Annotated in this window: 25 protein-coding genes; 10 read left to right on the top strand and 15 right to left on the bottom strand. The window is 68.1% G+C overall.

What is annotated here, in order from left to right; genetic code table 11:
* The first annotated feature begins 74 nt into the window (after window positions 1-74).
* The 5 genes from Q7W51_04460 to Q7W51_04440 all read left to right on the top strand — a co-directional run bounded on the left by Q7W51_04460 (window position 75) and on the right by Q7W51_04440 (window position 6030).
* Window positions 75-2165 (top strand): ATP-dependent helicase, encoded by a 2091-nt coding sequence (locus tag Q7W51_04460; GenBank protein MDO8847622.1) that lies wholly within the window; start codon window positions 75-77, stop codon window positions 2163-2165.
* A gap of 86 nt (window positions 2166-2251) precedes the next feature.
* Window positions 2252-2947: an ABC transporter ATP-binding protein gene (locus tag Q7W51_04455; GenBank protein MDO8847621.1), complete on the top strand. Its 696-nt coding sequence runs from the start codon at window positions 2252-2254 to the stop codon at window positions 2945-2947.
* Entirely contained in the window at window positions 2944-3939 is a 996-nt protein-coding gene (locus Q7W51_04450; GenBank protein ID MDO8847620.1) for a hypothetical protein, read from the top strand. The genes Q7W51_04455 and Q7W51_04450 overlap by 4 nt, the downstream gene beginning before the upstream one ends.
* 2 nt (window positions 3940-3941) lie before the next feature.
* Window positions 3942-5243, top strand: a complete 1302-nt coding sequence (locus tag Q7W51_04445; protein ID MDO8847619.1) for an ABC transporter permease — start codon at window positions 3942-3944, stop codon at window positions 5241-5243.
* A gap of 13 nt (window positions 5244-5256) precedes the next feature.
* Window positions 5257-6030 (top strand): YIP1 family protein, encoded by a 774-nt coding sequence (locus tag Q7W51_04440; protein MDO8847618.1) that lies wholly within the window; start codon window positions 5257-5259, stop codon window positions 6028-6030.
* A gap of 6 nt (window positions 6031-6036) precedes the next feature.
* Here Q7W51_04440 and Q7W51_04435 read toward each other — a convergent pair whose 3' ends face one another.
* The 7 genes from Q7W51_04435 to Q7W51_04405 all read right to left on the bottom strand — a co-directional run bounded on the left by Q7W51_04435 (window position 6037) and on the right by Q7W51_04405 (window position 13043).
* Window positions 6037-6591, bottom strand: coding sequence for a class II aldolase/adducin family protein (locus tag Q7W51_04435; protein ID MDO8847617.1), 555 nt, complete (start codon window positions 6589-6591; stop codon window positions 6037-6039).
* Complete coding sequence (locus Q7W51_04430; protein MDO8847616.1) at window positions 6588-7829, bottom strand: 6-phosphofructokinase; 1242 nt, start codon at window positions 7827-7829, stop codon at window positions 6588-6590. Before Q7W51_04430 ends, Q7W51_04435 begins: the two co-directional genes overlap by 4 nt.
* Window positions 7830-7871: 42 nt before the next feature.
* Window positions 7872-8822, bottom strand: a complete 951-nt coding sequence (locus tag Q7W51_04425; protein MDO8847615.1) for an acetyl-CoA carboxylase carboxyltransferase subunit alpha — start codon at window positions 8820-8822, stop codon at window positions 7872-7874.
* Window positions 8823-8836: 14 nt separating this feature from the next.
* Entirely contained in the window at window positions 8837-9736 is a 900-nt protein-coding gene (gene accD, locus Q7W51_04420) for an acetyl-CoA carboxylase, carboxyltransferase subunit beta (GenBank protein MDO8847614.1), read from the bottom strand.
* Between the two features lie 98 nt (window positions 9737-9834).
* The gene (locus Q7W51_04415; GenBank protein ID MDO8847613.1) at window positions 9835-10794 is read right to left on the bottom strand and encodes an aldolase; all 960 of its coding nucleotides are present in this window, start codon (window positions 10792-10794) and stop codon (window positions 9835-9837) included.
* Between the two features lie 183 nt (window positions 10795-10977).
* Window positions 10978-11427, bottom strand: a complete 450-nt coding sequence (locus tag Q7W51_04410) for a GNAT family N-acetyltransferase (protein MDO8847612.1) — start codon at window positions 11425-11427, stop codon at window positions 10978-10980.
* Window positions 11424-13043 carry an NAD+ synthase gene (locus Q7W51_04405; GenBank protein ID MDO8847611.1) on the bottom strand — a complete coding sequence of 540 codons (1620 nt, stop codon included), beginning with the start codon at window positions 13041-13043 and terminating at the stop codon, window positions 11424-11426. Before Q7W51_04405 ends, Q7W51_04410 begins: the two co-directional genes overlap by 4 nt.
* Window positions 13044-13153: 110 nt before the next feature.
* Between Q7W51_04405 and Q7W51_04400 the strand changes: the two genes are divergently transcribed.
* The 5 genes from Q7W51_04400 (at window position 13154) to Q7W51_04380 (ending at window position 15561) form a co-directional block, all read left to right on the top strand.
* A complete protein-coding gene (locus tag Q7W51_04400; GenBank protein ID MDO8847610.1) occupies window positions 13154-13309 on the top strand; it encodes a hypothetical protein in 156 nt (51 codons plus the stop codon).
* Window positions 13310-13324: 15 nt separating this feature from the next.
* Window positions 13325-13549 (top strand): thioredoxin family protein, encoded by a 225-nt coding sequence (locus tag Q7W51_04395; GenBank protein MDO8847609.1) that lies wholly within the window; start codon window positions 13325-13327, stop codon window positions 13547-13549.
* Between the two features lie 76 nt (window positions 13550-13625).
* Complete coding sequence (locus Q7W51_04390) at window positions 13626-14246, top strand: hypothetical protein (GenBank protein ID MDO8847608.1); 621 nt, start codon at window positions 13626-13628, stop codon at window positions 14244-14246.
* Between the two features lie 45 nt (window positions 14247-14291).
* A complete protein-coding gene (locus tag Q7W51_04385) occupies window positions 14292-14906 on the top strand; it encodes a hypothetical protein (protein ID MDO8847607.1) in 615 nt (204 codons plus the stop codon).
* Window positions 14899-15561 carry a DUF2207 domain-containing protein gene (locus tag Q7W51_04380; protein MDO8847606.1) on the top strand — a complete coding sequence of 221 codons (663 nt, stop codon included), beginning with the start codon at window positions 14899-14901 and terminating at the stop codon, window positions 15559-15561. Before Q7W51_04385 ends, Q7W51_04380 begins: the two co-directional genes overlap by 8 nt.
* On the opposite strand, the gene trpA is transcribed toward Q7W51_04380, so the two are convergent.
* From trpA to trpE, 8 genes are all read right to left on the bottom strand, one after another.
* On the bottom strand, window positions 15558-16322 hold the full coding sequence (gene trpA, locus Q7W51_04375) for a tryptophan synthase subunit alpha (protein MDO8847605.1): 765 nt from the start codon (window positions 16320-16322) through the stop codon (window positions 15558-15560). The two genes, Q7W51_04380 and trpA, sit on opposite strands and share 4 nt — an antisense overlap.
* A 145-nt stretch (window positions 16323-16467) precedes the next feature.
* Window positions 16468-17703: a tryptophan synthase subunit beta gene (gene trpB / locus Q7W51_04370; protein MDO8847604.1), complete on the bottom strand. Its 1236-nt coding sequence runs from the start codon at window positions 17701-17703 to the stop codon at window positions 16468-16470.
* 15 nt (window positions 17704-17718) lie between these two features.
* Window positions 17719-18426, bottom strand: coding sequence for a hypothetical protein (locus tag Q7W51_04365; GenBank protein MDO8847603.1), 708 nt, complete (start codon window positions 18424-18426; stop codon window positions 17719-17721).
* Entirely contained in the window at window positions 18423-19067 is a 645-nt protein-coding gene (locus tag Q7W51_04360; GenBank protein MDO8847602.1) for a phosphoribosylanthranilate isomerase, read from the bottom strand. The genes Q7W51_04365 and Q7W51_04360 overlap by 4 nt, the downstream gene beginning before the upstream one ends.
* 3 nt (window positions 19068-19070) lie before the next feature.
* Window positions 19071-20438 carry a TrpB-like pyridoxal phosphate-dependent enzyme gene (locus Q7W51_04355; protein ID MDO8847601.1) on the bottom strand — a complete coding sequence of 456 codons (1368 nt, stop codon included), beginning with the start codon at window positions 20436-20438 and terminating at the stop codon, window positions 19071-19073.
* Between the two features lie 79 nt (window positions 20439-20517).
* On the bottom strand, window positions 20518-21324 hold the full coding sequence (locus tag Q7W51_04350) for an indole-3-glycerol-phosphate synthase (GenBank protein ID MDO8847600.1): 807 nt from the start codon (window positions 21322-21324) through the stop codon (window positions 20518-20520).
* Entirely contained in the window at window positions 21321-23021 is a 1701-nt protein-coding gene (gene trpD, locus Q7W51_04345) for an anthranilate phosphoribosyltransferase (GenBank protein MDO8847599.1), read from the bottom strand. The genes Q7W51_04350 and trpD overlap by 4 nt, the downstream gene beginning before the upstream one ends.
* Window positions 23018-24505 (bottom strand): anthranilate synthase component I, encoded by a 1488-nt coding sequence (gene trpE, locus Q7W51_04340; GenBank protein ID MDO8847598.1) that lies wholly within the window; start codon window positions 24503-24505, stop codon window positions 23018-23020. The genes trpD and trpE overlap by 4 nt, the downstream gene beginning before the upstream one ends.
* Window positions 24506-24734: the final 229 nt, after the last annotated feature.

The raw sequence follows: 24734 nt of genomic DNA, 5'->3' as shown, positions 1-24734 counted from the left end.
TCGAACACCTGTTCGCTTTCTCGCGGATTCGATGCTAGCATCGGGACAGTACTCCCCCGTACGCGGAGGTCCCGATGGCTGCTCCCCTCCCACGCACCGACGATGCTCAGCAGACCGAGACCGGCGCCCCGGTGCTCCGCGGCCTGAACGACGCGCAGCGCGCCGCAGCGTCGCACGGCAGCGGGCCGCTCCTGATCGTGGCCGGCGCAGGCACCGGCAAGACCGCCACGCTCGCCCACCGCGTCGCCCACCTCGTCGCCGAAGGCATGCCGCCGGGCCGCATCCTTCTTCTCACTTTCACGCGGCGCGCTGCCGAGGAGATGCTCCGCCGCGTCGACGGGCTGCTGCGCAGCGCCGCCAGCGCCGGGGACCTGCACGCATCGCTCTCGGGCGCCCGCGTCTGGGGTGGCACGTTCCACGCGGTTGCCACGCGCCTGCTGCGCATACACGGCGAGTCGATCGGCCTGCCGCCGGGATTCACCATCCTCGACCGCGCGGACGCCGAAGACCTCATGCACGCCGTGCGGACGTCGCTCGACCTCGGCACCAAGGGCAAGCGCTTCCCGCAGAAGGCGACGTGCCTCGACATCTACTCGCGCTGCGTGAACGCCGCCGAGCCGCTCGGCGATGTGCTGCAGACGCGCTACCCGTGGTGCAAGAACGACGCCGAGGACCTGAAGAGCCTGTTCGCGGCGTACGTGGACCGCAAGGAAGCGAGCCACGTGCTCGACTACGACGACCTGCTGCTGTTCTGGCGGGGCATGCTCGCCGACCCGGCGCTCGGCGAGGTCGTGCGCGGGCACTTCGACGCCGTGCTGGTGGACGAGTACCAGGACACCAACGCGCTGCAAGCCGACATCGTGGCGCTCCTGCGCCCCGACGGGACCGGCATCACCGCCGTCGGCGACGACGCGCAGGCGATCTACGGCTTCCGCGCCGCGACCGTGCGCAACATCCTCGACTTCCCCACGCGCTTCGCCGGCGCCACCGTGCTCACCCTCGAGCAGAACTACCGCAGCACGGCGCCCATCCTTTCGGCCACCAACGCGATCATCGCCGAGGCGGCCGAGCGCTACGACAAGGCGCTGTGGACGAACCGCGAGGGCGGCTCGCAGCCGGCGCTCGTCACCTGTCGCGACGAGCGGGAGCAGACCGACTACGTGATCGAGCGCATCCTCGGCCACCGCGAGGAGGGCACGCCGCTCAAAGATCAGGCGGTGCTCTTCCGCGCGATGCACCACTCGATGGAGCTCGAACTCGAACTGCAGCGGCGTAACGTCCCCTTCGTGAAGTACGGTGGCCTCAAGTTCGTGGAGATGGCGCACGTGAAGGACTACGTCGCGTTCCTGCGCCTCGCGGAGAACCCGAACGACGAGGTGGCGGCCCTGCGCGTGCTCGGCCTGCTCCCCGGCGTGGGTCCGCGCACGGCCGCATCGCTCGCGAGCGATCTCGCAGCCGCCGGCGGCGACTTCGAGTCCTGGGTCGGACACGTCGTCCCCACGGCCACGGCCGTACTCTGGCCGGGCTTCGTGACGCTCATGCGCACGCTCGCAAGCGCACCCTCGGAGGACGTGGCCGCGCAACTCGCGGCCGCGCGCGCGTTCTACGCGCCACTTGCCGAGCAGCGCTACGACAACGCGCCCGCACGCCTTGCCGATCTGGAGCAGATCGAGATGCTCGGCTCGCGCTTCGCCGATCGGACCGCGTTCCTCACCGACCTCACGCTCGACGCTCCCCAGTGGACGGGCGACTTCGCGGGCCCTCCCCTGCTGGACGAGGACTACCTCATCCTGTCGACGATGCACTCGGCCAAGGGTCTCGAATTCGACGTGGTGTACGTCATCCACGCCGCCGACGGCAACATCCCCTCGGACATGTCCACCGGCAGCGTCGAGGAGATCGAGGAGGAGCGTCGGCTGTTCTACGTGGCCTGCACGCGCGCCCGCGATGCGCTCTACGTCACCCACCCGCTGCGCTACTACGCGGTCGGGCGCGGACGCGCGGATGCGTACGGGTACGCTCAGCGCACGCGCTTCGTCCCCGACCGGCTGCGCGCGCTCTTTGCCGAGAGCCAGGCTCGTCCCGAGTCGGCGACTGCCGAGAGCGCCCCGGTCGTCGCCACGACCGCCAGTATCCGGGCAGGCGTGCGCTCCATGTGGGAGTAAGGCTTACCTCGTCTCTCGATACCCCTATCCCCCGCCCTCGGCTTGTGGCACGATGCTGTCTCACGAGCAACGAACGGGGGAGTTGCGTGACGACCGCTGTGCAGGTCACTGACCTCACGCGCGAGTACCTGATGGGCGGGGAGCCACTGACGGTCCTGCGAGGGGTGAATCTTGCCGTCGAGCGCGGCGAGATCGTCTGCGTCATGGGCCCGTCGGGCTCAGGCAAGTCGACCCTACTCAACATCGTCGGCGGCCTGGACCGCCCGACATCCGGCTCCGTCGTCATCGACGGTGAAGACCTCGCCGGGATGGACGACGAGCGGCTCGCCGTGTACCGGCGGCGACAGGTCGGTTTCGTCTTCCAGTCGTTCAACCTGATCCCTACGATGACGGCACGCCGTAACGTGGAGCTGCCGCTCGTCTTCGCGGGCGCGTCTCCCGAGGAGCGCGCCGAGCGCGCCGCCGCCGCACTCACCTCCGTCGGCCTGGCCCATCGCATCGATCACCGGCCCACAGAACTCTCCGGGGGCGAGCAGCAACGCGTGGCGATCGCGCGCGCGGTCGTGAACGAGCCGTCGATCATGCTCTCCGACGAACCCACCGGCAACCTGGACACACGCACCGGTCTCGAGATCCTTGAGCTGATGCGCGCGATGAACGCCGCCGGACGCACGCTGCTCATCACTACGCACGACCGAGCCATCGCCGAGTCGGTGGCCGACCGCATCATCACGATCGTGGACGGGTCGATCGAGACCATCGAACAAGGAGGAACCGCGTGAGGCGCACTTGGGTGGCACGGATCCTGGCACTGTCGATCGCACTTGCACTGCTGATCGCCCCCACGGTGGCGTTCGCCGATCCCGATTCCGGCGACACCTCTGAGACGATTCCCGGCTCCACCGCTCCCACCGCTCCCACCGCTCCCACAGCGACCGGCGGCGTCACGGCGGTCATGCCGACACCCGCACCCGTCGTGGTCGTGCGCTCGTACGCGACCGCCCCCGCCCGCGTGACCCCGGGGACGGAGTTCGACCTCACGCTCACGCTCTACAACGCCACGTCCCGACGTGCCGACAACCTGGTCGTGTCGCTCGGCCAGACCACGCCGACCGCGACGGGCACTGCCGCAACTGCCACCGGCGGACTAACGGTCCTCGGAACGGGTAACGCCAAGTACGTCGGCCTGCTCAAGGGCAAGACGGAGGACACGGTCACGTTCCGTGTCATCGTCACGCCCGGCACCCCACCCGGTGCGCTCACCGTGCCCGTGACGGTGAGCTTCGAGCATCAGGGCGCCCGCCAGGAGGTCGGCTATACCCTCGGCGTTCTCGTCGAGCGCGACGCCGTGCTCTCGCTGGTCACCGCCGAGCTTCCCGAGATGGTGATGGTCGGGGAGACCTTCGATGCGAGCTTCGAGGTCGCCAACGCGAGCACGTATGCGCTCTCGGGCGTCACGCTGAGCGTCGAGGCAAGCGGGGCCCAGATCTTCGACGGCACATACTTCCTCGGCACGATGGACGCGGCAACCACCGAGGGGCTCGACGTGCAGATCACCCCTGAGGTGCCGGGAGACCTCGAGGTCGTGTTCGTTGTCTCGTATCGCGACGACTTCGGCCGGCCCCAGGAGTATCGCGAGACGCGAACGGTCACGGTCGAGGACTCTCCGGAGCCCGGCGAGATCGAAGAGGGCACCGAGATCCCTGAAGACGAGACCGGCGAGGACAACTGGTTCGTCTCGTTCTTCAAGGCGCTCTTCGGCCTCGGGTCGTAAGCATGCGCTTCCGCGACCTCGCGTTCCTGGTCGTCTCCAACCTGCGGCGCATGAAGCTCAGGCTGGCTTTGACGTCCCTCGGCGTGGTCATCGGCACCTCGGCGATCGTGCTCATGGTGTCCCTCGGCATCGGCCTCCAGGCGAACCTCACCGCCGAGCTCGGCGACCTGGGCGCGGCGACGCACATCACCGTGATGGGCGGCGGCGGGATGCCGGGCGTCGAGTTCACGTCCTTGAACGACGAGATCGTCGAGGAGATTGCGGCGATCGAGCACGTCGAGGCGGTGCTGCCGAGCACCCCGGTGTTCGTCGACAACATCCAGTACAAGAAGTACGTCATGTACAGCATGCCGTACGGCGTAGACATGGAGAACTTCGAGAAGTTCGGATACGAGATCAAGGAAGGCCGGTTGCCGCGTAACGACACCGAGATCCTCCTCGGTGCGATGCTTCCCGCTTCGTTCTCGGTCGCATCCGAGGACGGGATGATGATGGGGCCGACCTCGACGGTCCCCGAACTCGACCTCCTCGGCAAGCGGCTCGTCATCACCACCTCGATCTATCCGACCGAACAGGACATCAAGGCCGATCCGAACGCGCAGCCGAGGCAGATCAAGCAGAAGTTCACGGTCGTGGGCATCCTCGCCCCGAGCGACATGATGACGGACCAGTCGGCGTTCATCTCGATGGACGCAGCACTCGACATGAACGACACCGATCGCCGGAAGGTCACGTACGAGCAGCTCATCGTCAAGGCCGACTCGGTGAACTCGGTCACTGACATCGAGAAGACCATCATGGACCGCGGCTATTATGCGTACTCCTCGCAGTCTATGCTCGAGAGCCTCAAGAGCGTCTTTCTCATCATCCAGGGCGTGCTCGGCGCGCTCGGCGGCATCGCCATGCTCGTCGCTGCGCTCGGCATCGCGAACACCATGACGATGTCGATCTACGAACGCACGCGGGAGATCGGCATCATGAAGGCGGTCGGCGCCTCGAACCGCCAGATCAAGCGCGTGTTCCTTGGCGAGGCCGCGATCATTGGCGTGCTCGGCGGCATCGGCGGTCTGCTGTTCTCGGGCGCAGGTGCCGCGCTTGCAAACCTTTTCGTGCAGGCGATGATCGCCGGGCAGGCCACGTCCACCGGCGTGGCATCCACCGGGACGACCTCGTTCTTCCAGATCCCGGTGTGGCTCGCCGTCTTCGCCATCGCCTTCGCCGCGGGCATCGGCCTACTCTCAGGCGTGCTCCCTGCGGTCCGCGCCGCGAACCTCGATCCGCTGACCGCGCTTCGACACGAGTGATGAAGGAGTAACCATGCGTTCGTTCGCAAGCATCCTGCTCGGCCTGTTCCGTCCCGCCAGGGGCATCGACGGTGCGGGCAGCGCAGTCAAGTGGCTGTGGGTCCCGCTGGCGATCATCCTGCTCGCCTCGGTGCTCTTCAAGACCGCGGTGTCCACGCCCATGAAGATCGAGGCCCAGACCGCCGAGGCCCAGGCGATCATCCAGGAGCAGATCGAGTCGATGCCCGAGGCCGACCAGAAGCAGTACGAGAAGGACATGGCCACCGCCGAGGCGAGCGGGCAGATGACCGAGGACGAGGCACTCAACACCGCCATGCAGGTGACCTCGGTGGCCGACATCGTGTTCGGCGCTCTCGGCGCGCTCATGGCGATCGTGTACACCGCGACGTTCTTCTTCATCGCGGCCAAGACCTGGGCCAACCCCGTGACGTTCACGACCATGCTCACGGTGGGCGCGCTCTCGTTGCTGCCCAACGCGATCCGCAACTTCATCCAGGGCGCCTACATGGCGTCCTCGGGTGTGTGGCTCCGCTTCAGCGGTCTCGGCGCGCTCGTAGCACCCAAAGAAGTAACCGAGGCACCGGGTGCGGCCTACGCCGTTCTGTCCCAGATCGACCTCTTCGTGATCTGGGGACTGCTCGTCTTGTTCGGCACACTGCTCTCCAAGACGATCGGCATCGATAAGAAGCGCGCCGCGCCCGCGATGCTCGCCTTCATCGTGGTCACCGGGATCGTGAAGGCCATCCCGGTGATCGTGAGCAGCCTGTTCGCCGGCGCGGTGATGTAGCCTTCGCTACCTGCCGAGCAGGTCGAGGATCGTCGCGCTCGCCTCAAGCACGCTCACGTGCATGAACGCCTCCTCAAGCGTGGCGCCCCGCGCGAACGGCCCGTGCGTCCGCAGAACAGCGATGGGCGCTCCGCGGAGCGCTTCGGCAAGCACGTCGGCCGCCTCAGGAGAGGCTATCGTCTGCGCGGCCGTCACTACCGGCACCTCGCCGAGTACGTAGAGGCCCTCCGAGTCCGCGGGCGCGATGATGTCTGCCGAGAAGCTGCGCGCCACGGTGCGCGGCGGATGCGCGTGCACGATCGCGCGCGCGTCGGTGGCGGCGTAGATGGCGCGATGCACCACCAGTTCGCGGCTGCAGCGCTCGTCCGCGGCGCAGGGCGCGATGCCGGTCTCGATGAGATCGTCGTCGGTGAGCCTGCCAAGCATCGAGCCACGTCGCGTGATGATCACCCGGCCGCCGTCACGCACGCTCATGTTCCCGCCGTGGCTCGTGGTGAGCCCGGCGACGAACAGGTCGCGGCCGACCTCGCGGAAGATGCGGATGAGTTCGCGGTCGATCATTCGCCGCCCTTGTCGTCGGAGAGCATCCCCTGATACTCAAGCGCCCGGGCGAGCTTGTAGAAGTCGCTCTCGCGGTCGATGAAGCGCACCTTCGTCTTCATCGTTTCGTCGTCGATGAGCAGGTCGAACGGCACGTACTTGAGGGAGAGCTGGTCCTCCACGCTCACCATGACGCCGGTGAGCCCCTTCTCCACGAGCGCACGGTACGCGCCCACGCCGAGCTGCGTGCCGAGCAGCACGTCAAAGGCGCTCGGCTCGGCGCAGCGCGCCTCGTAACCGATCTGCTTTGCGCGCACCTTGATCGTGATGCCGGTCCGCGCCAGGTAGACGCGCTCCATCTCCCTCGCGAGCACGCGTCCCACCTGGGCGTCGCCGAGCTTGAGGTTGCCGTGCTCGTCGGTCGTCCGCGGACGCAGGTCGTCGGGCAGGTGGTCGGCGAGCCCTTCGGCGATGCAGACGATGCCGTAGCTCCTGCCGTCACTCTCGCGCCGCTGCATGAGGTCCACGAGTCCCTCGGCCTCGATCCGCGCGTCGAACGTGCCGTCGTAGTCCTCCACGGAGATCATCTTGGTCGCCTCGCCGGCGATGCCCGATGCGTAGGTGAGCCAGCCGGCCTTGCGGCCCATGATCTCGAGCACGTACCACACCTGCGTGGAGCGCGCGTCAGCGCCGAGGTTGCGGATCTCGCTCGCGGCGAAGTGAGCTGCCGAGAAGAAGCCGAACGTCCAGTCGATGCCGTAGTAGTCGTTGTCGATCGTCTTCGGCAGGTGGACGATGCGGATCGGCCGTAGATCGGCCACCACGTTCTGGAGCTCCTTGAGGTAGTTCGCGGTCTTGAGCGTGTCGTCGCCGCCGATCGAGACGAGCGCATCGACCTCGTGTGCCTCGAGCGCCGCGTATACGTTGCGAAGCTTCTGGTTGCGCCGGTCGTCGGCGAGGTCATCGCGCTGACCCACCGGCTTGCCGGGGTTCGCGCGCGAGGTGCGAAGGATGATGTCCTTGCGGTTGCGGATGCCGGACACGTCATCGCGCACGAGCCGGATGAAGTGGCGCCCCTCAACGAGCGGATGCTCTTCCGAGTAGCTCTCGAGATTCTCATAGCCGTCGTAGAAGCCCATGACTTCGATACCGCTGTTGAGGAACGAGAGCGCTGCGGCGGAGATCACCGCGTTGGCGGCCGGTGCCGGTCCGCCGCTGAACAGCATGCCTACACGCTTGATATCGGTCGCAGGACTCACGATCACTCCCCCACAGGTCGGATGACGGTACCTCGGCGGGCGCTACCCTGCGCCGTCTGCGAACTCCCCTATCGCACGCAGCCGTGCGTACCGGCGCTCGGCGAGCGCCGCAGAATCCTCGGCCGAAAGGCTCTCGAGTGCAGCCGAGACGCGCGCGCCCACCTCTATAACCACGGCGGTTGGGTCACGATGTGCTCCGCCGAGGGGCTCGGGCACGATCTCATCGGCGATGCCGAGGCGCACGAGATCGTCGGCGGTCAACGTGAGCGCCGAGGCGGTCTCGGGCGCACGGGTCGCGTCCTTGTGCAGGATGACCGCGCACATCTCGGGCGAGATGACCGAGTAGTACGAGTTCTCGAGCATGATGAGGCGATCCCCGAAGCCGATCGCGAGCGCGCCCCCGCTGCCGCCCTCGCCGATGCCGACCACGACAACGGGCACCGGCAGGTCCGAGAGCGTTGCAAGACAACTGGCGATGGCCCACGCCTGGCCGCGCTCTTCGTCCTCGAGGCCGGGAGAAGCGCCAGCAGTGTCGAGGAGCGTGACCACCGGCAGCCCGAACTTGCCCGCCAACCGCATGGCGCGCTCCGCTTTGCGGAAGCCCTCGGGATGCGGCGAGCCGAAGTTGCGGGCGATGTTCTCCTTGGTGGTGCGGCCCTTGCGGTGACCGATCACGACCACGCGTCGGCCGCCGATCGTCGCGAGCGCGGCGAGGATGGCCTCGTCATCGGCAAAGGCGCGATCGCCCTTGAACTCAACGACATCGGTGAACAGTCCGTTCAGGTAGTCGTCGGTCTTGGGTCGCTCCGGATGACGGCTGACCTGCACCTTCTCCCAGGGCGAAAGCGCCGAGTAGAGCGTCTGCCGAAGGCGTTCGACCTCGCGCTCGAGATCGGTGATCTCGGCAGCCAGTTCTGGCATCGCCGCCATGTCGAGCCGACTGAGCTCGGCGAGCTTCTCTTCGAGTTCGACGAGCGGCCGCTCGAACTCCATCACGAAACGGGCCACTACGCCCCACCCCCCGCGGTCGCGGCGGCAGGGGATCCCGGCAGCAGGTAGGCGAGCACGGTGGCGACGCGCTCACGCTGCTCGCCTCGCGGCACCACGCCGTCGATCATCCCGTGCTCCACGAGCGATGCGGCGCTCTGGAAGCCCTTCGGCAGCGAGCGACGGATCGTCTGCTCCACCAGGCGCGGACCGGCGAATCCGATCAGCGCGCCGGGCTCGGCGAAGATAACGTCGGCGAGCGTTGCGAAACTCGCGGTCACGCCGCCATACGTGGGATCAACGAGGAGCGCGATATACGGGAGGCCGGCCTTCGCCAGACGCTCGGCAGCCGCGGCGGTCTTGGCCATCTGCATGAGCGAGAGCATGCCCTCCTGCATACGCGCGCCGCCCGAGGCCACGATGATGATGACCCCTCTGCGCTCGGCGAGCGCGAGCTCGAAGAGCCGTGTGATCTTCTCGCCGACCGCCGAGCCCATCGAAGCGCCCACGAAACGGAAGTCGAGCGCGCCGATCACTACGGGCAGGCCGTCCACGGTGGCGCGGCCGGTGATCGCGGCTTCGGAGAGTCCCGTCGTTTCGCGCGCCTTCTCGAGGGTGCCGGCGTACGGCTTGGCTGCCGTGAACCGGAGCGGATCAAGCGAGGTGACATCCGCGTCGATCTCCACGAAGCTGCCCTCGTCGACGAGCACGTCGATGCGATCGCGTGCGATGAGCTCGAAGTGGTGGCCGCAGTGCGGGCAGACCGAGTGACGATCTGCTACATCGCCCTGATACAGGGTCTTGTTGCAGTCGGGGCACTTGCGCCAGACGCCGTCGGGAAGCCCTTCGGCCGGCAGCGCACCCGCGGAGACCGTGTAACGACGGCTCTCCCGCTGTTTGAACCAGTCGTTGATGGACATGCTGCTCCGCGGCTCGAGGCTGAACGTTCAGGTGGTAATGATAACGCGGCACCGCCCCCGAGGCGATGCCGCGTCAGTGGAACTTCGATGAGCGGCGCCTACAGGCTGAAGTCCTTCTCGCCGTTGAACACCGCAAGCGCGTCGGCCACGCTCCAGTCGCCAAGCGTGATGGCGCTGATCGCCTTGGTCAGACGCACAGCCTCATCAAGCGAGCGCTGATGGATGTTGCGGCCTGTTGCATTGCCGGACGCGCCGCCCACGTGGATCTGCTCCCACAGCTGGGTGAGGAACGTCTGCGCGTCCACGGTCGAGCCGCCGGCGCACACCAGACCGGTACGGCCGGCCGCCGCGGCGGCCTCCTTGAGCTTGTCCGCTGAAGAAGCGGCCTCGTCGCCCTTCGGCGGGTTGACCTTCACGAAATCCGAGCCGAGGCAGCACGCAACGCCCGCAGCGCCGGCGATCAGGTGCGCGTCCTTCTCGTCGGCCACTGCCTTGCCGCGCGGGTAGATCCACAGCACCACGATGAGGCCTATGGAGTGCGCATCGGCAATGAGCTGCCCGGCCTCCATCATCATCTGCGACTCGTACTCGCTGCCGAGGTAGATCGTGTAGCCGATGCCGACCACGTTCACACCGTTTTCGCGCAGGTCGAGCGCGGTCTGGATGTCGTAGAGCTGCGGCGAGTAGGGATCGTCCTGGTGCTTGGCCGGATCCTTGGCCGAGGTCTTCACCAGATGCGTCTTGGAGTTCATCTTCACGAGGTAGTTGATGTCCGGGTAGTCGGCCGCGTACTGCGCGATGAGGCCGCGCTGGCCGGCGAGCACGCCACAGATCCCCTGGCTGCCGATTCGGAAGAGGTGCTCGGGCTCGGCGTCGGCCGGGTCGATGCCCTCGCCGTAGAAGTCGTCATTCAGGTGCTCGATCTTCTGGTCGCACGCGAAGAGCATGAGCCTTCCGGTGTCATGGGTCGCCTTAAGGTAGTTGTCGATGTAGGTATCGCGTGCCGCCGCGGGCACGTCAGCGGGTACATGGACCTGATCACGGGTGATGCTCGGCATGGACTCCTCCTAAAGGATCGTTTGACAGCGCAATGATACGCGGGCGCCCGTGGGCGCACCCCGTCTGTTAGGTTATGCCACACACCGGCTGAGCGCTACCGCGCAGGGCGCTTCAGCGCACCAGCGGCAAGTGCTCTTCTTACCGCGCAGGGCGCTTCAGCGCACCAGCGGCAAGTGCTCTTCTTACCGGCCCGGAAGCTTCTCCATCCGGACGTGCGGCACGCCGGTTCGGCCCGACGGGAAGACGCCGCTCACCGTGGCGTAGCCAAGGCGCTGGTAGAACGGCTCGGCGGTCACGCGGGCGTTCAGCCACAGCAGCGGCAGGCCACGACGCGCCGCCTCGGCCTCGGCTTCCAGCATGAGCGCGCGCCCCACGCCCGAACGCTGCAGCGCAGGCCAGACGCTCACCTGACGGAGGTGACCGCCACCCTCGGCATCGAGCAACAGGCACGCGTAACCCACGACCTCGCCATCGCCCAGCGCGACGAGATGGCACCGGTCCTCGCCCGCGTCGTCCCAGCGGTCGTCGCGAGAGATGCCGAAGGGGGCGAAGAGCGCCTCGTGGCGCAGTGCGTCCACCTGAGCCATCCGGGGGTCGTCCGCCTCGATCCAGACGAGATCGACGGGGATCACTCGGCGCCCCGATACAGATTCGTGATGGGCATGCGCCGATCGCGGCCGAAGGCCTTGTGCGTGACGCGCGTGCCCGGTGCGGCCTGTCGGCGCTTGTACTCGGCGGCGTCCACCATCCGGATCACGCGCTCGACCACCTCGCGGTCGAAGCCCGCGTCCACGATCTCATCAGCGCACCGGTCGTGCTCGACGTAGGCACGCAGCACGCCGTCGAGCACGTCGTAGGGCGGCAGACTGTCCTGGTCGGTCTGGCCGGGGCGCAGCTCGGCCGAAGGCGGCTTGGCGATGGTGGCTTCCGGGATCACCGGTCCCTGCTCGTTGCGCCAGCGGGCCAGCTCCCAAACGCGCGTCTTGAAGACGTCCTTGATGGGCGCAAAGCCGCCCACCATGTCGCCGTAGAGCGTCGAGTAGCCGACCGATATCTCGCTCTTGTTGCCGGTCGCAAGCACCAGCCACCGAAGCTTGTTCGAAAGCGCCATCAGCAGCGTGCCGCGCACCCGCGCCTGCAGGTTCTCCTCGGTCACATCCTCCGGCAGCGCGCCGAAGGCCGGCTCCAGCGTGCCGAGGAGCGACTCGAACGACTCCCCGATCGGCAGGGTGAGCGCGTCGATGCCGAGGTTGCCGGCGAGCGTGAGGGCGTCGTCCACGCTCCCCACGCTCGAATACGGCCCCGGCATCAGCACGCCGTGCACGTGCTCGGCACCGAGCGCGTCGGACGCGAGCACCGCCACGAGCGCCGAATCGATGCCGCCTGAGAGCCCCACGACCACGTCGGTGAAGCCGTTCTTGCGCGTATAGTCGGCAAGGCCGAGTTTGAGGGCCTGATAGACCTCCGCCGCGCCCTCCGGAGTGGCGCTGATCGAGCCAGGCGCGAGGTCCCGGCCCGCCGTGACGATCGAGGCTTGCTTCCCCACCTCGGCGACGATGGCGCCCTCCGCGAAGGCGGGGGCCCGCGCAACCAGGCGGCCGCCGGGAGCCACCACCACCGAGCGGCCGTCGAAGACGAGCTCGTCCTGGCCGCCTACGAGGTTGCAGTACGCCACCCACACCGGGCTTTCGGTCGTGCGCGCGCGCAGCATGGCCTCGCGCTCACCGCCCTTGCCGGTATGAAACGGCGACGCCGAGAGGTTCAGCACGACATCTGCGCCGGCCTCGGCAAGCCGCACCGTGGTCTCGGGCACCCAGATGTCCTCGCAAATCGTGATCGCGCAGCGCTCGCCGGCGACCGTCACCAGCAGATCGCACGTGCCCGGCTCGAAGTAGCGCTCCTCGTCGAAGACGCCGTAGTTCGGCAGGAGGCGCTTGTGGTAGACCGCCTCGACCGTGCCGTCGCGCACGAGCGCTGCGGCGTTGCCGAGACCACGGTCGGTGCGGTCAACGAACCCGATGAGCGCAGAAACCTTCGCTGCAGCGGCGAACTCGCGCAACGCGTCGAGGGTGCGGTCCACGAAGTCCGGGCGCGCGAGCAGGTCCTCCGGCGGATAGCCGGTAAGCGCCAGCTCGGGCAGGAGCACGAGATCGGCCCCCGGGGCGGCGGCGACCGCCGCGAGACAGCGGTCGAGATTGCCCTCGATGTCCCCCACGGTGGCGTTGATTTGTGCGAGTGCGATGCGCATGCGCCGAGTCTATCATCACGTCGGCGTGCATTCCGAGACGCACCGACCAGCACGTCGTTCGGGGTACACTAGTTCAGAGGCCGAAGGAAGGAAGGAGCGCCATGCGCCGCGTGACCAGACTCGTAACGATTCTCACACTCCTCGTCCTGACGATGGCGCTCGCCGCGTGCTCGACCACCGAGGCAGGCACCGGAACACTCAGTTCCGACGAAAGCCCGGTGCCTGACGGGATGCCGGTCATGTACGAGTTCTACACCGAGAGTTGACCGAGCTGCCTGAAGATGGCGCCCGTCGTGAACGGGCTCATTCCCGAGTACGAGGGCACCGTGGCGATCCGCATGTACAACGTGGACACAAGCGATGAGGGCGCGGCCCTCGCCAACGAGTACGGCATCCAGTTCGTACCATCGTTCGTGTTCGTGTCGTCATCAGGCGAGCATATGGACACGATCATCGGCGAGGTGTCCGAAAGCGCACTCATGGGCGCGCTCGACGATCTGGAGTAGGACCGGCAGGGGCCGCTTCGTGCGGCCCTTCGCTTCGGACGCGGGCCGGGGGGCCCGCGGAGCATAGGGGGGGGTTGTGACTGCGATCGAGACGCCGAACGGCGCCGAGTTCTCCATAGGTGCGAAGACGTACCTGTGCGCCGCTGCACTCGTCCCGGGCGCGGGCATTTCCCGGGGCTATCCTTCGCCAGCCGGCCCGCTCGTGGACTATCACCATCTCGCCATCGGGATTCTCGCCGACACGCTCGACTGGCTGCAAACCGCCGGCTACGCGCAGGTCTGGGTCGGTGTGCCTGAAACAAGCCGCTCGCGCAAGCCGATGCTCATGATGCGCGCCGTCTACTCGGGCGGTCCGGGGCTCTCCGGCAGGATGCTCGAAGCCACCGGCTGGGCGGACGCAACCGTACTCGGCGTGATGATGGCGCTTCTGCCCTTCGCCGAGGCGCCGTTCGTGTCCTTCCTTGATGACGTTTCCACCGAGTTCGCATCGGCCGGCATCCTCACGCGCGGTGGCTACGCGGCGCACGGCAACGTGTGGAACGCCGAGTGGCTCTCCTATCTCTCGCAGGCATGGCTTCCCGAAGCCGCCCAGTCGTGGCAGCGCACGCATGCGCGCCCCGACTGGCAGCTTCTCGAACGCGTCATCCTGAGCGCGAAACACGCACGGCTCGACCGCGACGACAGCTGGAGCGACTGAGGGCTGGACTACCGGTGCGCATGCGCACCCGAAGGAGGAACGGCCATGGCCATCGAGACACCCAACGGGATCGAGTTCTCCGTCGCCGCAAAGGCGTACCTGTGCTCCGGGCGCTTCCTGCCGGCCGCGGGCATGATGTTCGGCTATCCCTCCCCTCAGGGTCCGAAGGTAGACGTCCGCACGCTGAGCAAGGGCATCTTCGGCCTCACGCTCGACTCGCTGCAGGCCACCGGCCATTTGCGCGTGTGGCCTGACGAGCAGAAGATCGGGTTCCAGCGCTTGCCGGTCCTCATGGTCCACGCCGACTACTCGGGAGCGCCCGGACACGGCGGCGCGTTCCTCGAGGCCACGAAGTGGGTGGACGCGAGCCTCGTTGACATCGCCGCACGTCTGCTGCGGCGCACCCAGGCCCCGCTCATGGACTACCTCGACAGCGTCTCGACCGAGTTCGTCCCGGCGGGGATCCTCACCCGCGGCGGCTACGCGGCGCACGGCAACGTGTGGAACGCCGAGTGGCTCACCTACCTCCAGGAGGCATGGCTGCCCGAGGTCTGGGAGACCTGGCAGCGCGTGCAAGCACGTCCCGACTGGCCGGTGATCGAGCGCAACTTCATGCACGCGGTCGCGCTCGAACAACACACGGAACGCGATGATGACTGAGCAGCCGCGCTACCTGCGCGAGCCCCCCGACCTCCATCCCGCACTTGTCGGCTGTCTCGAGCACCGCGGGCGCGTTGGGGAAGCGGAGATCCAGGCGAGCCTGCTGCTCCTCGTCGCCGACGGTGCGCTCGAACAGCGGGCGAGCGTTCGGCGGGTCACGACGATCGCGCGGGCCCACGATATCGCCGTGACCGAGCTCAGGCCGGTGGCCGAGCACTGGGACACGCTGGACATTCTCGACAAGGAACTCGTCTCGTTTCTGTGGGAGACGCTCGGCGGCGCGGGCGCGCTGTCGCTTGCGGACCTGCAGGCGGGAGCGCGCAGCCACCCGGGTACGTTCAACGCCGGACTGCTCCGCTGGCAGCAGAGCGTGAACGCCAGAGCCGAGCAGCTCGGGCTCATGAGCGGCGGATCGCGCACCGACGCCGGCAAGGCCGAGCGGGAACGGCTGCAGGCATTCGAGCGCTACTTGCAGGACTTCGGAACGCTCGAGGACGAACCACCGATCGCAGTTGAGTTGTGGGGTCCCTACCTCGCCTACGCGGTCGTCTTCGGCCTGGGCGATCGCGTCGCGCGCGAACTCGGTCTCGACACGCCGAGCGTGGCGGGCGACCCCAACCTCGCGGTCTGGAAGACCTGGTTCGGGCTGGACTAGCCCGACACCGCCTCCGACAGCTGGTGCACGAACCGTTCGACCTGGTCGGGGTCGTGCTGGCGCTTCACGATGGCGCTTCCCACGATCACCCCGTCGGCGATCGCTGCCACCTGCGCGGCCTGCTCGGGCGTGCTCACGCCGAACCCCACGGCAACCGGCAGGGTCGTGTGCGCGCGGATGCGCTCGACCTGGTCGGCCAGCCCGAGCGCGAGCGTGTCCCGCTCGCCGGTGATCCCGGTGGAGCTCACGCAGTACACGAAGCCTTCGGACGCAGCTGCCACGATCGCCAGGCGCTCGTCGGTGGACGTCGGCGCCGCCAGAAACACCGTGTCGATGCCCCCCGAGACGCGCTTCCAGGACGCCGCCGCTTCCGGCGGCATGTCGGGCACGATGACGCCGGCGATGCCGGCGTCGCGCATTCGTTCTGCCGCTGCCGGGAGCCCGAGCCGCATGAGCGGGTTGAGGTAGGTCATCACGACCACAGGCGGCGCTTCCTCAACGCCGGGATCGGCCCCGAACACCTCGGCCACCTGGAGCGCGTGCACGAGTCCGAAGCCGCCCTCCTGCTCGCGCGCGACCTTGGCGGCCTCCGCGATCACGGGACCGTCGGCAAGCGGATCGCCGTACGGTACACCGAGCTCGATCACGTCGGCACCCCCGCGCGCGGCGGCGCGAAGCGACTCGAGTGATGTGTCGCGGTCAGGGTAGCCTGCCATGAGGTAGACGATGAGGGCTGGTCTTCCCTTCCCGAAGGCATCCATGAGGCGGGACTCGTGGGGCGACGGACGCGCCGCGTTCTCGAGCGAAGCCTCCGCAGCCGGGGTAGGCGCCGAGGACGCAGCGCGTTCTTCGGCGCCGCGGGCCCCCGGCGAGGACAGCGAGCGAGGGGACGCGGCGTGGTCGGCGCTAGCCACCAAGACCGGCCTCCCGGACGATGTCCATGTCCTTGTCGCCGCGGCCGGAGACCGTCACGACAACGACCGCATCCGGTCCAAGCTCTTCGGCCAAACGCGGCAGCAGCGCGAGCGCGTGGCTGCTCTCGATCGCCGGGATGATGCCCTCGGTGCGTGTGAGCAGCGCAAACGCCTCAAGCGCCTCGGCGTCCGTCACGCTCTCGTAACGCACGAGGCCCTCATCTTTCAGGAAGCTGTGCTCCGGACCCACGCCGGGATAGTCGAGCCCGGCCGAGATCGAGTACGCCTCGAGCGGATTACCCGCGTCGTCTTGCAGCAGGTAGCTGTAGAAGCCGTGCAGCACGCCCGGCGAGCCTTTGGTGAGCGCAGCGCCGTGCTTGTCGGTCTCGATGCCGAGACCGGCCGCCTCCGCACCGATCATGAGCGGCCGTCCGTCCGCGGGCACATCGCGCAGGAACGGGTGGAACGTGCCGATGGCGTTGCTGCCGCCACCCACACACGCAATCACCGCGTCCACGTGGTCGATGCTCTTCTCGGCGAGCTGACCGATGATCTCCGAGCCGATCACGCTCTGGAAGTCGCGCACCATCCTCGGGTACGGATGCGGGCCGACCGCCGAACCGATCACGTAGAACGTATCCTCCACGCGCTCAACCCAGTGGCGCAGCGCCGCGGTGACCGCGTCGGCGAGCGTGCCGGTGCCCTCGGCGACCGGCACGACCTCCGCGCCCAGCAGGCGCATCTTGTAGACGTTGAGCGCCTGTCGGCGGATGTCCTCGGTGCCCATGAAGACCGCGCATTCGAGGCCCATGAGCGCCGCGGTGGTGGCGGTGGCCACACCGTGCTGGCCCGCGCCCGTCTCGGCGATCACGCGCTCCTTGCCCATGCGCTTGGCGAGCAAGCACTGGCCGATCGTGTTGTTGATCTTGTGTGCGCCGGTGTGGTTGAGGTCCTCACGCTTGAGGTAGACCGCGCCCAGGCCTACTGCCGCGGCGAGCCGGTCCGCGCGGTAGAGCGGCGACGGACGGCCCACGTAGTCGCGCAGGAGGTAGACAAGCTCCTCGAGGAAGGCAGGGTCGGCGAGCGCCGCTTCGTACGCCGCAGCGAGTTCATTCAGGGCCGGTATGACGGTCTCGGGCACGAACGTGCCGCCGTAGGGGCCGTAGAAGCCCTGAGCGTCGGGCGTGGAGTACGCCATCTCGGCCGAGGGGAGCAACACGTCGGACATGAAAGGACCTCCGGGTCAGGGACGTTCGGCGAGCAGGGGCAGAAGCGCCTCGTCCAGCGCATCGTAGGCGGTATCGCTCAGATGCGAATCGTCAGAAGACACAGCATAGCGGTCGCGCAGCGCACCGTCGGAGTCGGCGAGCACCGCGTTCAGGTCGAGCACCACCACATCCTGGCCGGCGGAGCGCCGGTCGGCGGCGAACTCCTCAATGCGCTGACCGAACTCACGGTGTTCCGCGACCAGCTCGTCGGTGGTCTCGCCATCGACCTTCGGCAGCGCTGTGCCAAGGATGAGGCGCACCCCACGCGAATCGGCGGCGTCCGCCACCTCGGCTACGTACTCGAGGTACGCGTCCAGCTCCTCGGTGTAGTCGCCGCCGTTGAAGTCCACGAAGCAGAACTTGAAGAGCACGGTGGACCCGGTGGGCGCCTCCGCTATCGCGCTGGCCGCGCTCTCGCCGATGCCGGGCGGACCTTCGATCTCGCGCATCGAGATGGTGTAGCCCTCCCACTCGGCCGGCATCGACGCATCGCCGCCCCAGTGCGCCATCCATCCCGTCATCACCGAGCGGCCGAGCACGAGCACCTGCGCCGATGCGTCGCCGGCGGCTGGCGAGGAGGACTCGTTCTCCGCAGACCCGCCGGACGATGAGCCGCCCCCGTTGCATCCGGCCAGAGCGGCCGCCAGGAGCAGCGCTGCGATCAAAGCTCCCGTACGTTTCATACGTCTCGCGCCTCCCCGTCAGCACCACGCACGGCCGCAACGAACTCCTCGATGAGGCGGTGGTCCTTGACCCCGGGTGCCGACTCGACGCCGGAGGACACATCCACCGTGTACGGCCGAAGCGCGCGCACGGCCTCGGCCACGTTTTCCGGACCCAGCCCGCCCGCGAGCACGACCGGCGCCCACTCCGGGAGACGCCCCGCGACAGCGTACCAGTCGAAGGCGACACCGGTGCCGCCAGCCTCGCCGGCCACGAGCGTGTCGAGCAGCAGCGCCGAGACGACGCCGCGGTACGCATCGGTTGAGGCGATGCCGAAACCCGGGCCCACGCGCAGCGCCTTGATCACCGGCGCAGGCGCCATCTCGCACGTCTCGGGCGCCTCATCACCGTGGAACTGCACGGCGGTGAGCTCCAACCTTGAGACGGCCTCCCACACGTCGTCTGCATGCGCGTCCACGAACACGCCCACGCGCGCCACGAACGGCGGCACGTCGGCGAGCACCTCGGCCGCCTGGTCGATCGTCAGCTGCCGTCGTGAGGGAGCCAGGACGACGCCCACCGCGTCCGCACCAGCGGCGACCGCGGCGGCGGCGTCCTCAGGCCTCGTGAGGCCGCATATCTTGATGCGTGTCCGGGACACGCGCTATTCGTTCTCGCAGAGCGTCGCACCTGCAGCGAAATCGAAGTCCTTGAGCTCGCCCGAGTTGTACTGGGCGTATGCGGCCAGGTCGAAGTGCCCGTGGCCCGACAGGTTGAACAGGATGACCTTGTCCTCGCCCGCTGCCTGGGCCGCCTGCGCCTCGTTGATGGCCGCGAGGATCGCGTGGCTGCTCTCGGGCGCGGGTAGGATGCCCTCGGCACGTGCGAACTGCACGGCGGCATCGAAGCACGCGGTCTGGTCGACTGCGACCGCCTCGGCCTCGCCCTCGTGCACGAGCTGGCTCACGAGCGGCGAATCGCCGTGGTAGCGCAGGCCACCTGCATGGATCCCGGCCGGCACAAAGTCGTGGCCGAGCGTGTACATGAGCATCTGCGGCGTCATACCGGCCTCGTCGCCGAGGTCGTAACGGTACTCGCCAGCGGTGAGCGTGGGGCACGCCTTGGGCTCGACTGCGAGCAGCCGCGCGTTGCTCTTGCCCTCAAGCTTGCGCTGGTAGTACGGGAACGCGATGCCGGCGAAGTTGGAGCCGCCGCCCACGCACGCGATGACCACGTCGGGCTCCTCCTCGGCAAGCGCCATCTGCTCGATGGCCTCCAGGCCGATGACGGTCTGGTGCAGGCAGACGTGGTTGAGCACGCTGCCGAGCGAGTAGTGCGTGCCCGGGTCCTTGATGGCAACCTCGACGGCTTCGGAGATCGCGATACCGAGCGAGCCGGTCGAGTCGGGGTCCATCGACAGCACATGGCGGCCGGCGTCGGTGAGGTTGCTCGGCGACTTGTGCACCGTGCCGCCGTAGGTCTCCATGAGGATGCGGCGGTACGGCTTCTGGTCGTAGCTGACGCCGACCATGAACACCTCGACGTCGATACCGTAGAGCGCGCCGGCGATCGAGAGCGCGCTACCCCACTGACCCGCGCCGGTCTCGGTGGAGATCTTGGTGATGCCTTCCTGCTTGTTGTAGTACGCCTGCGGGATAGCCGTGTTGGGTTTGTGCGAGCCAGCCGGGCTCACGCCTTCGTACTTGTAGAAGATCTTGACGCCCTCGGGCAGGCCGAGGTCACGCTCGAGCTGCCGCGCGCGCAGCAGCGGCGAAGGACGGTAGGTCTTGTAGACGTCGATGACCGCCCCGGGGATGTCGATCCACCGGTCGGGCGACATCTCCTGCTTGATGCACTCCATCGGGAAGATCATGGCAAGCCGCTCGCCGATCTGGTCCATCGTGAGCTCGGTGCCGTCCGGCGCGACCACCTTTGGCGGCGCCGGCGGGTTCTTGAGATCGGGGATGATGTTGTACCAGGCCTCCGGGATCCTGGTCTCATCGAGCCCGAACCTCGTCTTGTCGCTACCCATGTCCTGCTCCCTTCCTCCGGGACCTCCCGCCCCGGCATACCGGCTCCGCGAGCGTCCCGTTCTCGGATGTTCCCGTTCGCTATCGTTTCGGGCGCTTCGGCACGCCCGTCAGTGCCCTCACCGCTCCTTCCGGGTCCGATGCTCGCATGAGGGATGTCCCGACGAGCACCGCGTCGGCGCCGGCATCTGCGGCGGCCTCGACATCGGCGCGAGTAATGATGCCGCTGGCGGCGATCACGAACACGTCGCAGCTGCTGGCGGCCTCCGACACGATCTCGAGCTGCCGCTCCGTGTCCACCTTGAGCGTATGGAGATCGCGCGCGTTGACCGCGATGACCTCAGCACCGAAGGTGTAGGCCATGTCCAGTTCGTCCAGGTTCGCCACTTCCAGGACGGGGCCAAGACCCAGGCTCCATGAGTGCTTGATGTACTCGAGTGTCGAAGCCCCCAGAACGCTGAGCATCAGCAGCACGGCATCTGCGCCGCTCGCTCGCGCCATGTAGAGCTGGATCGGATCCACGACGATGTCCTTGCACATGACCGGCAGCTCGACGGCTTCGACCGCATCGCTGAGGTCAACAAACGAGCCACCGAAATACTCGGGTTCGCTGAGCACCGAGAGCGCCGCCGCTCCTCCAGCTGCGTACCGTCGAGCTTGTGCCGATACGGAGCATCCCGGAGCGATCGGCCCTTCGCTCGGCGACGCCTTCTTCACCTCGGCCACCACGCAGACATCGGTACGGTCACGCATGATCATCAGGTCCTCGCGAGGGCGCGGATCCCTGGCGCATCGGAGAAGCACAGAACGCTCGACACCGGTCAGCGAACCGAAGTCGGCCAGAACGCGCTCTCTCCGACGTCCCACGGCTGTCTCAAGGAAGCTCACGCGCCCACCTCCGCCAGCCGCCTGCTCGTGGCTATCAGCCGTTCGAGCACCTCAAGCGCCCTGCGCGCGTCGATCGACTGGCGCGCCCGTACGATTCCCTCGGCGAGATCGGGCACCTCGCCGGCCGCGAGCAGCGCCGCGGCGGCGTTCATGAGCACCACGTCACGCCGGGGGCCATGCTCGCCCTCGAGGACCGCGCGCACGAGGAGCGCGTTTGCCGCCCCATCGCCGCCCGCGATATCGGCGAGCGTCGAGCGTGCGATGCCGACCTCCTCGGGCGTGATCGTGTACGTGCACACGCCGCCGGCCTCGGCGTCGAACTCGGCGACCATCGTCGGGCCGCTTGCGGACACCTCATCCATACCCGGGTGGCCGTTGACCACGAGCGTCCGCTCGGCGCCGAGTCTGCCCGAGACCTCGGCCATCACCGGCGCGAGCCGCGCGTCGTAGACGCCGAGGAGCTGCCGCTTGGCGCCCGCCGGGTTCGTGAGCGGCCCCAAGATGTTGAAGACCGTGCGGATACCGATCTCGCGGCGCGTCGAGCCCGCGTGACGCATGGATGCGTGGAGCGCCTGGGCGAAGAGGAAGCCCACGCCGCACTCGTCGATGCAGCGTGCAACCTCGGCGGGGCCGAGCGTGATGTCCACGCCGAGCGCCTCGAGCACGTCGGCCGAGCCGGCGCTCGAGGAGACCGCGCGGTTGCCGTGCTTGGCCACCGCCACACCCGCGCCCGCCACCACGAACGTGGTCGTCGTGGACACGTTGAAGGTATGGAGACCGTCCCCGCCCGTGCCGCAGGTATCGATGTAGCGCGCAGCGGTCGGCCGCACCGGCGTGGCGCGTTCGCGCATCGCACGGGCGAAGCCGGTGATCTCATCCACCGTCTCGCCTTTCATGCGCATCGCCACGATGAGCGCCGAGATCTGCGACGGCGTCGCCTCGCCGTCCATGATGATGCCCATCACGCGCTCGGCCTCGTCTTCAGCAAGCGAATCGCCGCTGCTCACGCGCGAGATCGCGCCCCCCACGCTCGTAACCTCGGCGAGTCTGGCCGAGGAGCGCGCCGTGCCGCCTGCCGCCGCGATGGCCGCCGGGGCCTCGGACGCCGAGCGTTCAAGCGGCACCTCGCCGCACACATCGAGGAAGTTCGCGAGGATCTTCGCGCCTTCGGGCGTGAGCACGCTCTCGGGATGGAACTGCACGCCAAAGACCGGCTTGTCCGCATGGCGTATCGCCTGCACGACCCCGTCTGCGGTGGTCGCCTGCACCTGCAGCGGCGCGGCAATGCTGTCGGCCGCCACGCACAGCGAGTGATAGCGGGTGGCCGTGAACGGGTTCGGCACGCCCGCGAACAGCCCCTGCCCGTCGTGGGCGATCTCGTCGGTCTTGCCGTGCACCGGCTTGGGCGCGCGACACACGTTCCCGCCGAACACCTCGGCGATCACCTGATGCCCGAGGCAGACGCCGAGTACCGGCACGCCCGCGTCGGCTGCGGCGCGCACCACGTCGGCGGAAATGCCCGCGTCGGCCGGAGTGCCCGGGCCGGGTGAGATGACCACGCCCGCGGGTGCGAGCGCGAGTGCCTCAGCGGCCGAGATCGCATCGTTGCGCTCCACCCGCACCTCGGCGCCGAGCGCGGAGAGCAGCTGCACAAGGTTGTAGGTGAAGGAGTCGTAGTTGTCGACGACGAGGATCACGAGGCCACCTCCCCGTGCATCCCTGCGGCGAGTTCGAGCGCGTGGTGCAGCGCCCGCGCCTTGTGCAGGCACTCGTCGTACTCGCGCGCCGGGTCGCTGTCGGCCACGATCCCCGCGCCGCTCTGCAGGTACGCGCGACCACCGGTGAGCACGAACGTGCGGATCGTGATGCACATGTCCATCGCGCCATCGAGGCCGAAGTACCCGACGGTGCCCGCATACGGGCCACGCGCCGCCGGCTCGAGGCCGGCGATGAGCTCCATCGCACGCACCTTCGGCGCGCCGGAGACGGTGCCCGCCGGGAACGTGGCCCGCAGCGCGTCGAACGCGTCTTTGTCTTCGGAAAGCGTGCCCGTCACGTTGCTCACGATGTGCATCACGTGGGAGTAGTACTCGACCTCCATGAGCTCGTCCACGGTCACGGTGCCCGGCGCGCTTACGCGGCCGAGGTCGTTTCTGCCGAGATCCACGAGCATCACGTGTTCGGCGCGCTCCTTCTCATCCGCGAGCAAGTCGGCACGCAGGCGGCCGTCTTCGGCAGCGTCGACCCCGCGCGGACGGGTGCCGGCGAGCGGACGCGTGAGCACGCTGTCGCCCTCCACGCGCACGAGCGGCTCGGGGCTCGAGCCCACGAGGGTCACGTCGCGGGTGCGCACGTAGAACATGTACGGGCTCGGGTTCACCGCGCGCAGCACGCGGTACAGGTCGAGGCCATCGCCCTCGTAGGGGGCGCTGAAACGCTGCGACAGCACGATCTGGAAGATGTCGCCGGCAGCGATGTGCTCCTTGCCGGCCTCGACGGACGCCATGTACTCCTCGCGCGAGCTGTGCTCCTTGAGCGGCACCTCACGCGTGACGCCCACAGCGCCCAGCTCGGCGCCGCGCGGGCCCTCGTCGATCCTGCGCAGGCACGCGTCGATGCGCTTGAGCGCGGCCTCGTAGGCGAGCTCGGGGGCGCCGCCCGGACGCACCGGCGCGATCACCTGCAGCACGCGCCGCGCGTGGTCGAACGCCACCACCATGTCGGCGGTCATGAACACCATGTCGGGGACGCAGAGCTCGTCGTTTTCGTGCCGCGGCACCCGCTCGAAGCCGGTAGCCGCCTCGTAGCCCACAAAGCCCACCGCGCCGCCCACAAACAGCGGCAGCCCCGACACGCGCGCCACGCGTCCGACCGAGAGCCGATCGGCCACGACGGTGAGCGGGTCGCTGGCCCGCATCCCGTGCACGCCGCCATTCTCCACGACCACTTCGGAGCCGCGCGCAGTGATGACCTCGCTGTCGCCCACGCCGAGGAAGCTGTAGCGGCCGAGCCGCTCGCCGCCGATCACGCTCTCCAGCAGGAATGCGTGCTCCGCGCCCTCGGCAAGCGCCATGAACGCCGAGATCGGCGTGGCGAGGTCGGCGTACACTTCGCGCGCAACGGGGACCACGTCGTGGTCCGCCGCCAGCCTCACAAACTCGTCTCTGCCCGGTAGGATCATCGGTAAGAGCGCTCCTTTCGGTACCCGGGAAAACAAAAATGCCCTCGTCCTCTAAGGGACGAGAGCAATGCTCCCGCGGTACCACCCTCGTTGCCGAGACTTGCGCCTTCGGCCACTCGTCCTGCAGTACTCGGCCCCGCTTGCGGCCTTCATACCCGGTCCCTGGTATCGGTGGGCGTCCGTCGGAACTAGTGGGCGATTGCTCGCTGTTGCTCCGAAGCCTCGAAGG

The sequence above is a fragment of the Coriobacteriia bacterium genome, from assembly GCA_030652115.1.
Taxonomy (GTDB): domain Bacteria; phylum Actinomycetota; class Coriobacteriia; order Anaerosomatales; family Anaerosomataceae; genus UBA6100.
Note: the sequence above shows the minus strand (reverse complement) of the source record. Positions and strands in the feature narration are given on the sequence as shown.

Coding starts and splice junctions, on each gene's coding strand:
- Q7W51_04460 (MDO8847622.1), top strand. CDS start 75: ATGGCTGCTCCCCTCCCACGCACCGACGATGCTCAGCAGACCGAGACC.
- Q7W51_04445 (MDO8847619.1), top strand. CDS start 3,942: ATGCGCTTCCGCGACCTCGCGTTCCTGGTCGTCTCCAACCTGCGGCGC.
- Q7W51_04440 (MDO8847618.1), top strand. CDS start 5,257: ATGCGTTCGTTCGCAAGCATCCTGCTCGGCCTGTTCCGTCCCGCCAGG.
- Q7W51_04435 (MDO8847617.1), bottom strand. CDS start 6,591: ATGATCGACCGCGAACTCATCCGCATCTTCCGCGAGGTCGGCCGCGAC.
- Q7W51_04425 (MDO8847615.1), bottom strand. CDS start 8,822: ATGGAGTTCGAGCGGCCGCTCGTCGAACTCGAAGAGAAGCTCGCCGAG.
- accD (MDO8847614.1), bottom strand. CDS start 9,736: ATGTCCATCAACGACTGGTTCAAACAGCGGGAGAGCCGTCGTTACACG.
- Q7W51_04415 (MDO8847613.1), bottom strand. CDS start 10,794: ATGCCGAGCATCACCCGTGATCAGGTCCATGTACCCGCTGACGTGCCC.
- Q7W51_04405 (MDO8847611.1), bottom strand. CDS start 13,043: ATGCGCATCGCACTCGCACAAATCAACGCCACCGTGGGGGACATCGAG.
- Q7W51_04395 (MDO8847609.1), top strand. CDS start 13,325: ATGGCGCCCGTCGTGAACGGGCTCATTCCCGAGTACGAGGGCACCGTG.
- Q7W51_04385 (MDO8847607.1), top strand. CDS start 14,292: ATGGCCATCGAGACACCCAACGGGATCGAGTTCTCCGTCGCCGCAAAG.
- Q7W51_04380 (MDO8847606.1), top strand. CDS start 14,899: ATGACTGAGCAGCCGCGCTACCTGCGCGAGCCCCCCGACCTCCATCCC.
- trpA (MDO8847605.1), bottom strand. CDS start 16,322: ATGGATGCCTTCGGGAAGGGAAGACCAGCCCTCATCGTCTACCTCATG.
- trpB (MDO8847604.1), bottom strand. CDS start 17,703: ATGTCCGACGTGTTGCTCCCCTCGGCCGAGATGGCGTACTCCACGCCC.
- Q7W51_04365 (MDO8847603.1), bottom strand. CDS start 18,426: ATGAAACGTACGGGAGCTTTGATCGCAGCGCTGCTCCTGGCGGCCGCT.
- Q7W51_04355 (MDO8847601.1), bottom strand. CDS start 20,438: ATGGGTAGCGACAAGACGAGGTTCGGGCTCGATGAGACCAGGATCCCG.
- trpE (MDO8847598.1), bottom strand. CDS start 24,505: ATGATCCTACCGGGCAGAGACGAGTTTGTGAGGCTGGCGGCGGACCAC.